At 61.1% G+C, this 1,956-nt stretch carries 2 protein-coding genes; one reads left to right on the top strand and one right to left on the bottom strand.

Annotated elements, in window-relative coordinates; all coding sequences use genetic code 11:
- Positions 1 to 880, bottom strand: an 880-nt coding sequence (locus EOA24_RS36025; protein WP_189354525.1) for a DUF932 domain-containing protein, incomplete at its 3' end; no start/stop codon positions are given.
- Positions 881 to 1,194: 314 nt separating this feature from the next.
- Here EOA24_RS36025 and EOA24_RS36020 point away from each other — a divergent pair.
- Positions 1,195 to 1,956: DUF1173 family protein (locus EOA24_RS36020; protein WP_127410708.1), on the top strand; the 762-nt coding region annotated here is incomplete at its 3' end.

The following is a 1,956-nucleotide window of genomic DNA, read 5'->3' as shown; positions in this document are numbered from 1 at the left end:
CCAGCGCAAAGCGCGAGGCGGCGTATTTGGAGTGACGGATCGTGATTTCCTGGAAATCCTCGACGCCCCACAGATTGCGATTTTGGCATACGGCACGCAGGTAAAAGCTTGCGATTCCTAGGGTTTTCGAGCCGACCTCGCTGTTCCAGGCGTAGAATCCGCGGAAGTAGAGATCCGGTTCGCCGTTGGGCAGTCGGCCGGCTTCGATGGGATTGAGGTCGTCGACCAGGAACACAAAGATGTCGCGGTCCGAGGCATAGAGCGTGGTCGTGTCCTTCGAGATGTCAACATTGGGGTTGTAGATGCTGGTCGACCAATCGAGTACGCCGGGCACTTTCCAGCGTGTGTCACCGGTTCCGTTGCCGGCGATCTTCTGCACCGCATCGACGAGTTCGTGGTCAAAAATCCTGCCGTAGTCTGGACCCGTGACAGCCCGAAGCTCTAGGCGACCGTTCTCGATCTCAAGCGTTTTGACCTGCTCGGCGCGGTGTGTCGAAAGCCCATACTGCAGATTGATGCCGGCAAGCGCGGCCGGAAGCTGGCGCAGATACGTCGCGGGTGCACCTACCAGACTGGCGAGCTGGCCAAAGCTCCAATGCGTCGGCGCGACAGGCGTGTGGACGTCCGGCAGCATGAGCATCAGCCGCTCGGGATTGTCGCGCGACGCTTCGACGCGGATCGCTTCGCTTTCCACGATACGGGTCTTGCTGCGTTCGGACCGCCGCTTCACAGCACTGTTGAGGTCGGTGAGCGACAGGTAACGGTCGTCGTCAGGCCGGTTGAACCATTCCGATGACACGCGCCCGATACGCTGGCCGCGGCTGACATCGACCTTGTAACCGTTGGGCGTCGTGCGTGACAGAATCTCCATATGGGTCATGATCGTTCTCCGCGACGGGTGCCGGGAGCCTCTCTCCTGGCCTCGACCCGCCATCGCATCCCGGCCTCCCCTCTGCCTCTCCAGCGCCGGCCAATGCCGGAAGGGCACCAATGCCGCGATCGCTCATGCCATAGGAACATCAATTATCTGCACCGAAGGCCTCGGCTGCGTCAGTCATTCGTTGCAAAAGGCAAACTCGGCTACTGCCCTGCTCTGGGTCGCACGATTATCCAAGCGAGCGGGTTGCGCTTGTTGCAAAGGCGTGACTCAATGGGCTCACAGGGATGCGGCGGCGACCTGGAGCTTTGGAGGTGATGCGGCGGTTCAGGATTTGTGGTTCGCTCTATAGGGAGGATGCACCTGAGCTTCAGGAAGCTCTGACGATCGCTTATCAACGGCACGAGCGGCCGTTGTGCATGTGCCGGGGCGACGGTCTGCCCATGTACATCGCGCGCATGGGCGGCCTTTACGTGATCAAGCGCATGCCGCTCAGCGGCGACGAGCACGATCCCTCATGTGCGTCTTACGAGTCGCCATACGAGCTTTCGGGTCTTGGCGCCCTGATGGGCAGCGCCATACAACTCGACCCGCAGACCGGGATGGCGGCGCTGAAGCTGGATTTCAGCCTGTCGAAGATCGGCAGTCGCGCGGCCTCGCCGCAGGCTGGTCCGGGCTCAGACAGCGTTTCGAGTGAGGCGAAAAAACTGTCGTTGCGCGGGCTGCTGCATTATCTGTGGCACGAGGCGGAGCTGACGGTCTGGACATCGCTTTGGGCGGGAAAACGTCATTGGTGGAATGTGCAATGGCACCTGCGTGAGGCTGCAAAGCAGATGGTCGTTAAGGGTCGCCCGCTTGCCGAGACGCTGTATGTGCCGGAGGCATTCCGAGCCGAGAAAAAAGACGTGATCGAAAGGCGTCGCGCTGAAGCGCTGGCGCCGCTGGCGACTTCGGGATCGGGTCCACGCAAGCTGATGATCCTTGTCGGCGAGGTGAAGGAGTTCGAGCCGGCTCGCGTTGGTCAAAAGCTGGTCATTCGCCACGTGCCGGGCTTTCCGTTCATGGTCGAGGATGACCTG

It is taken from the genome of Mesorhizobium sp. M2A.F.Ca.ET.039.01.1.1, from assembly GCF_003998035.1.
GTDB lineage: Bacteria > Pseudomonadota > Alphaproteobacteria > Rhizobiales > Rhizobiaceae > Mesorhizobium.
Note: the sequence above shows the minus strand (reverse complement) of the source record. Positions and strands in the feature narration are given on the sequence as shown.